The sequence below is a fragment of the Ruminococcus sp. AF37-20 genome (genome assembly GCF_003460465.1).
GTDB classification, from domain to species: Bacteria; Bacillota; Clostridia; order Oscillospirales; family Ruminococcaceae; genus Hominimerdicola; species Hominimerdicola aceti.
Genome location: NZ_QTVE01000003.1, coordinates 233,367 through 239,261 on the forward strand (window position 1 = coordinate 233,367; position 5,895 = coordinate 239,261).

Below are 5,895 nucleotides of genomic sequence, written 5' to 3' on the forward strand. Positions count from 1 at the left end.
CCCATTGATGACACACTCCTTTGTTTTTATTATACTTTGATTGTTTTTTATGTGTCAAGTTTTATTATACAGGATTAATCCGAGCGTATAAAATCGACTTGTCGCAGTACGGAGTTTTCTCGAACGAGCTTTCAAAGCAGGCCTTGTGGGACTACATAGAATATCTCAACAAAAAGTACAAGCCTAAAACAGCCAAGCGTAAGCTTGCAACGCTTAAAGCGTTTATTCACTTTCTGCTTTTGCAGGATCTTATCGACTTTAATCCGTTTGACAAACTGGAAACAACGATAAAAGAGCCTTTGCTGCTGCCGAAAACCATTCCCCTTGGAGTTATAGCTAAACTAATATCTTTTTCGTATCAGCAGATTGTGTTTGCTAAAAGCGATTATCAGATTCGCAGTGCAGTTCGTAATACAGCAATTCTCGAATTGCTTTTCGCTACAGGAGCTAGAGTGGCGGAGATTTGTACTTTGCGTTCAGATAATGTTGATCTGTTAGGAAACTCGGTTAAATTCTATGGTAAAGGCTCAAAAGAACGTATTATACCTATTGAAAATTTTGCGGTACTCAGTATTCTTAGAAAATATCATTCGTTATTTGAAAAAGAGATTCCAGATTCGGGATATTTTTTCGTCAACAAGCTAGGCAGAAGAATGACCGAACAGTCTGTTCGCAATATGATAAATTTCTATTGCAAACAGTGCGGAGTAGATATGCATATAACGCCCCATATGTTCCGACATTCTTTTGCTACTCTTCTTCTCGAAGAAGATGTTGATATCCGATACATACAGCGAATGTTGGGACATAGTTCAATAACTACAACTCAGATTTATACACATGTTACGTCTGCAAAACAAAAAGAGATACTTAAAACAAAGCATCCAAGAAACAAACTGAATATTGGTTAGGAGGAGATACTATAGCTTTATCGCAAATAATCGTAACAAGCCGCTATCTGAAAAGCGGTACACAGAAAAGTAAAAACAAGCGCAGAAATTACACAAAGTATATCGCAACCCGTGAAACAGTTGAGGTTCGGGATCAAAACACTATTGACAGAAAAGATAACGCTACTAAAAACCAACAAGAATTGCTTCGTGATCTGCTTTCAGATTTTCCCGAAGCTAAAAGATACCTTGAGTATGAGGACTACACTGCGAACCCTACTGTAGAAAACGCTTCGGAACTAATCAGTACGATCATTGAGCGTAACGCTGACGTCATCGGTAATCGTCAGAATTTTGTCGGTTACATGGCTATGCGTCCGGGGGTTCAGAAAAGAGGTTCTCATGGTCTTTTCAATGAAAAAGATGAACCGATAATTCTTGACAGGGTAGCTAACGAAATAGCAAATCACAAAGGCAATGTCTGGTCCCACGTAATTTCACTTCGTCGTGAAGATGCAATTAGACTTGGCTACGATAATTCGGAAGCGTGGCGGCAGCTTGTTATGCGTCACATTTCAGATATTGCAAAAAATCAGAAAATTTCATTATGCAATTTAAAATGGTACGCCGCATTTCATGACACGACTCATCACCCGCATATTCATCTGCTTGTTTATTCCGAAAATACAAAGGAAGGATTCTTAACAAACGAGGAAATTAATAAGATTCGTTCAGCTTTTGCAAACGATATATTTCACGATGATTTGCAGTCCATATATCAGGAGCAGACATTAAGCCGTGACGAATTGAAAGCAGTATCAAAAACGGAGTTTGAAAGTGTTGTCAGAAAAGTTCAGCAAGGCGGTTTTGAAAATCCGCAGCTTGAAAATCTTATCCGCAAACTATATTCTCAGTTACAGAATGTTAAAGGCAAAAAAGTATATGGGTACCTTCCGCCTGATGTCAAAGAAACGGTCAACAGTATTTTTTCAGAACTTGCAAAAGACAATAATATCCGTCAGCTTTATGAAAAATGGTGCAGTTTGGAGAGCTTGAAATACAAGACCTATACGCAAAAAGAAAAAGAACTGCCGCCATTGGTTGATAACAAAGTTTTTCAGCCTGTGCGGAATATGATAATCAGAACTGTGCTTGACATGAATTATCCTGTCATTGATGTAGAAATTGAAGAACCCGATCCAACAGAACAATTTGAGAATGATGACTTTTATGTTGATATTTCTCCACAGTTCGATGAATCTGAGCAATCCGAAAATGATAAAGTGACATTTTCAAATAACGATGATCTGACAGCCGAAGATTTCATTTGGAGTGGTGAAAATGCGGTAACAGTCGATGTTGATGACGCTCCGAAAAGCAAATATTACCTCAAGTGGAGTAGTTCCTACAAAGAAGCCTGCAAGCTGATTTATAACAAGCGATCAAAGCTTGAAGATTTTCAAAAAGCGGAGCAGCTTTTGCTTAACGAATCAGGGGCAGGTAATGTTCTTGCTATTCAAGATCTGGGCAAACTCTATTCTACTGATAAACTCGGCGAAAAAGATGAAAAAAAGTCTTTTTCATTCTACGAAGAAGCATTTCAGGGTTTTATGGAGATCGAGCCGGACTCAGATTTTATGTTTCCATATGAACCAAAATACAAAGGGCAGGTCATGAAACCCGTGGATATGCGTTCTTACGTTTGGTATAGAATCGGAAAAATGCATTGCTATGGTCTGGGAACGGAACAAGATTATTAAAAGGCATTTGAATGGTTTTTGAAGTCAGCTCAGGAGGGCAACAAATTCGCACAATACAGTCTCGCCAATTTATATTACTACGGCAACGGTGTGGAAAAAGACTTGTCGCAGGCGTTTTTGTGGTATCGCAAATCATCTGAACAGGGACAGCCTTATGCCCCATACGCTGTTGCTCAAATGTACGATAAAGGCGAATATGTAAGTCAAAGTGAAGAAACCGCACAAAGATATTACAAGGTCGCATTATCCGGTTTTCTTGAACTTGAAAGCAAGGGTCAGGCGGACGATAATCTATATTACAAACTGGGTGCTATGTACAAAAAGGGACTTGGAACGGAGATTGATATTCCTAAAGCCATCGAATATTTTGAAAAATCCGCTGAAAATATGTGGTCAACTTATCAGCTCGGCAGGCTTTATCTTTTCGGGGCAGAGGGAGTTGAAAAAGATAAGGAAAAGGCTGCCCAATGGCTTACAAAGTCCGCAAACGACGGTAATGAGTACGCTCAGAATATGCTTGACGATATGGGGCATTTTGAAAATATGCTACTTAGAAATACTGTTATGGGATTGTTTGTGAATTTAAGTAGGTGCATTGAAGATGATTATACACAGAAGTATAAATCGGTCAGACGAACAGTCGACAGCAGGCTGCGGAGGATGATAAGGTTGAAAAAGCAGGATATGGGAATTAAAGAGAATTTCACACAGAGCTTGGATTGATTTTTTGAAATAAATATATTAACCGTTGTAGAAAAATAAAAAATATGCTTAAATTCAAAAAGAGCTGGAAGAAAAATTGATAAAGCAACGGATTGTGGTATTCGGATAAATAAAAGTCAATCGCCTCCCCAAAAAAGCACAGCTATGGATAAATTGTTTCATAGACCGTGCTTTTTCACATAAATACAGATTTATGCAAATAATAATCGAAAACATTAAATCAGTAAATTTTGTTTATTTTATATTAATGATTTCGATTTATATTGAAAAAGTTGGGATTTTGTGTTAAAATAAAATAAAGGAGTGATTTTATGAGAATTGCTATTTGTGACGATGAAAAAACTTACATTGAGAAATTAAAAAATGACATCAATTCGCTGCAGACTCATGAAAACGCTTTCGAATTTTCAGAATTCGAAAGCGGAGAATCATTTATTGAACAATTTTCAAAAGATAAATATGATTTAGTTATTCTTGATATTGAGATGAAAGATTTGAATGGTTTGCAGACGGCTGAGTTTTTAAGGCAAATTGATAAAAATGTGATCCTTATTTTTATGACCAGTTTTGACAAATTCGTTTATCAAGGCTATGAAGTTAAGGCATTCAGATATATATTAAAAAATCAACCCAAGTCCATTTATTTGAAACAACTCAGCGATACAGTTCAAGAGTATTATAGAAATAAGAAATACATTAAAGTCATTGACGATGGTATCGAGAAAGAACTTCTTACAGTCGATATTTTGTATATAGAGGTTTATTCACATCAAATAGTCATCCATACGTTGAATAAACACTATTATCAAAAGGGTAAACTGGGCGACTATGAGAAAATGTTAGAAGGATGTTTATTTGTACGTTCCGATAAAAGCGTTCTGATAAACATTACTAATATTGACTACATTAAAAAGAATCAAGTATTTCTGAAGAATGGCAAAAGCCTATACGTCAGCAGAAATCATCTTGAAAATATCACAAAAGCTTTTTTGAAATTTAGCAGAAGCAGGTGGGGCTAATGTCTGTTAATGAATTAATTATAGAAATTCTAAATTGCATTGCTGAGAGCTCAATTATAATTTTTTACTTGTACAATATGATGAAAGAGAGCTTCAGAGTTCGAAAAAGAGCAATATTTCCGGCAACACTGCTTACCTCTATGATTCTTGCAGCAGTAACATTATTTTTTGAATATCCATGGATCAACTTGATCGCTACTTTTGTACTGATGACAGCTGTTTCCAACATAATGTTTGAATGTAAATTCGGTAAAAAACTTTTTTGTTCATTAATATTCTTGATAGTAATACTTGCTTCAGAATCACTTCCAATGGGAATACTTTATATATTGAATTTCGGAAGCCCCTTGGATCAATTAAATTCAGGTTTAGGCAGATATATTGGAATGGCTTGTTCAAAGCTATTTTGTTTCTGGTTTTCGGTATATATAATAGAGTATTCAAAAAACAAGCAGAAAGATATTCCATTAAAGAACTGGCTGTCAATTATATTAATACCGATTTTAAGTGTGGTCATTCTTAATGGGATTTTTGTGTCATATGGGTTAACCCATAGACAGACTATAAATTATTTGATTTCCGTTATTGGATTACTTGCACTTAATTTATTTGTGTTTAACTTTTTTGATACATATGCAAATCAATTGAAATTGAAAGTCATGGAACAGAGACTTAAATCAGAAGAAGAAAATTATATGCTGATTGAAAGTAAATACAACGAGATAAGGCAATTAAAGCATGATATAAATAATCAGATATCTGTGGCAAGATCTATGTTCCGCTATGGAAATCAAAATGAGGCAATTAGGCATCTGGAGAATTTATCAAACAGCTTATCAGACGCAGGTGGAATATGCTACACAGGTATTTCATCCGTTGATGCTATTATCAATATGAAATGGCAGGAAGCATTAAATAAAAATATACAATTCACAACTAAGATAAACGTGTTTGAATCAATGACCATAGACAATATGCTGATTTGTCGGATACTCGCTAATCTTCTTGATAATGCAATTGAAGGAGCAGAGCGCTGTTCATGTGTCAATAAATATATTCACATTTCAATGATACAAGTCGATAAGAAACTTCGAATTTGTGTTATAAATTCATCAGATGAGGTTGACACTCAGAACCTTAAATCCAGTAAGTCAGGAAATGGATTACATGGTATAGGTGTAAGCAGTATAAAAAAAGCTGCGGATCAGTTGGGTGGAGTCACATCTTTTGAATGGGAGGACGAAACATTCACAGCCGACATGTTAATAAAGTATTAACGGAAAGAACAAATGACGTCCAAAAAGGTACTTTGGCGCAAAAGACTTGAAAAAAATAAATAGTATACGCTATACTGAAAACTAGGATCAGCTAGGAAAAGTATAGCGTATTTTTTATCCGGGAGAGCAATTAAACAATGAGGAAACCAGATCAGGAAACAAAGCGAGGAATAGTCATAACGTTAATTCTCAGTGCGATCTATGGCATAACGACATTAGTAACAGG

5 protein-coding genes are annotated in these 5,895 nt (G+C 35.8%); all 5 read left to right on the forward strand.

Going from position 1 to position 5,895, the window contains the following annotated elements; translation table 11 throughout:
• Positions 1 to 98 precede the first annotated feature (98 nt).
• Complete coding sequence (locus DW015_RS03430; RefSeq protein WP_278305933.1) at positions 99 to 911, forward strand: tyrosine-type recombinase/integrase; 813 nt, start codon at positions 99 to 101, stop codon at positions 909 to 911.
• Positions 912 to 940: 29 nt separating this feature from the next.
• Positions 941 to 2,650 (forward strand): MobP3 family relaxase, encoded by a 1,710-nt coding sequence (gene mobP3, locus DW015_RS03435; RefSeq protein WP_278305939.1) that lies wholly within the window; start codon positions 941 to 943, stop codon positions 2,648 to 2,650.
• Positions 2,651 to 2,668: 18 nt separating this feature from the next.
• Positions 2,669 to 3,373, forward strand: a complete 705-nt coding sequence (locus DW015_RS03440) for a tetratricopeptide repeat protein (RefSeq protein ID WP_117904217.1) — start codon at positions 2,669 to 2,671, stop codon at positions 3,371 to 3,373.
• A gap of 311 nt (positions 3,374 to 3,684) precedes the next feature.
• Positions 3,685 to 4,392 carry a LytTR family DNA-binding domain-containing protein gene (locus DW015_RS03445; RefSeq protein ID WP_117904219.1) on the forward strand — a complete coding sequence of 236 codons (708 nt, stop codon included), beginning with the start codon at positions 3,685 to 3,687 and terminating at the stop codon, positions 4,390 to 4,392.
• Positions 4,392 to 5,669: a sensor histidine kinase gene (locus DW015_RS03450; protein ID WP_022126622.1), complete on the forward strand. Its 1,278-nt coding sequence runs from the start codon at positions 4,392 to 4,394 to the stop codon at positions 5,667 to 5,669. The genes DW015_RS03445 and DW015_RS03450 overlap by 1 nt, the downstream gene beginning before the upstream one ends.
• Positions 5,670 to 5,895: the final 226 nt, after the last annotated feature.

What these genes read in the sequence shown, in the direction of transcription:
- DW015_RS03445 (WP_117904219.1), top strand. Translation starts at nt 3,685, where the DNA reads ATGAGAATTGCTATTTGTGACGATGAAAAAACTTACATTGAGAAATTA.
- DW015_RS03450 (WP_022126622.1), top strand. Translation starts at nt 4,392, where the DNA reads ATGTCTGTTAATGAATTAATTATAGAAATTCTAAATTGCATTGCTGAG.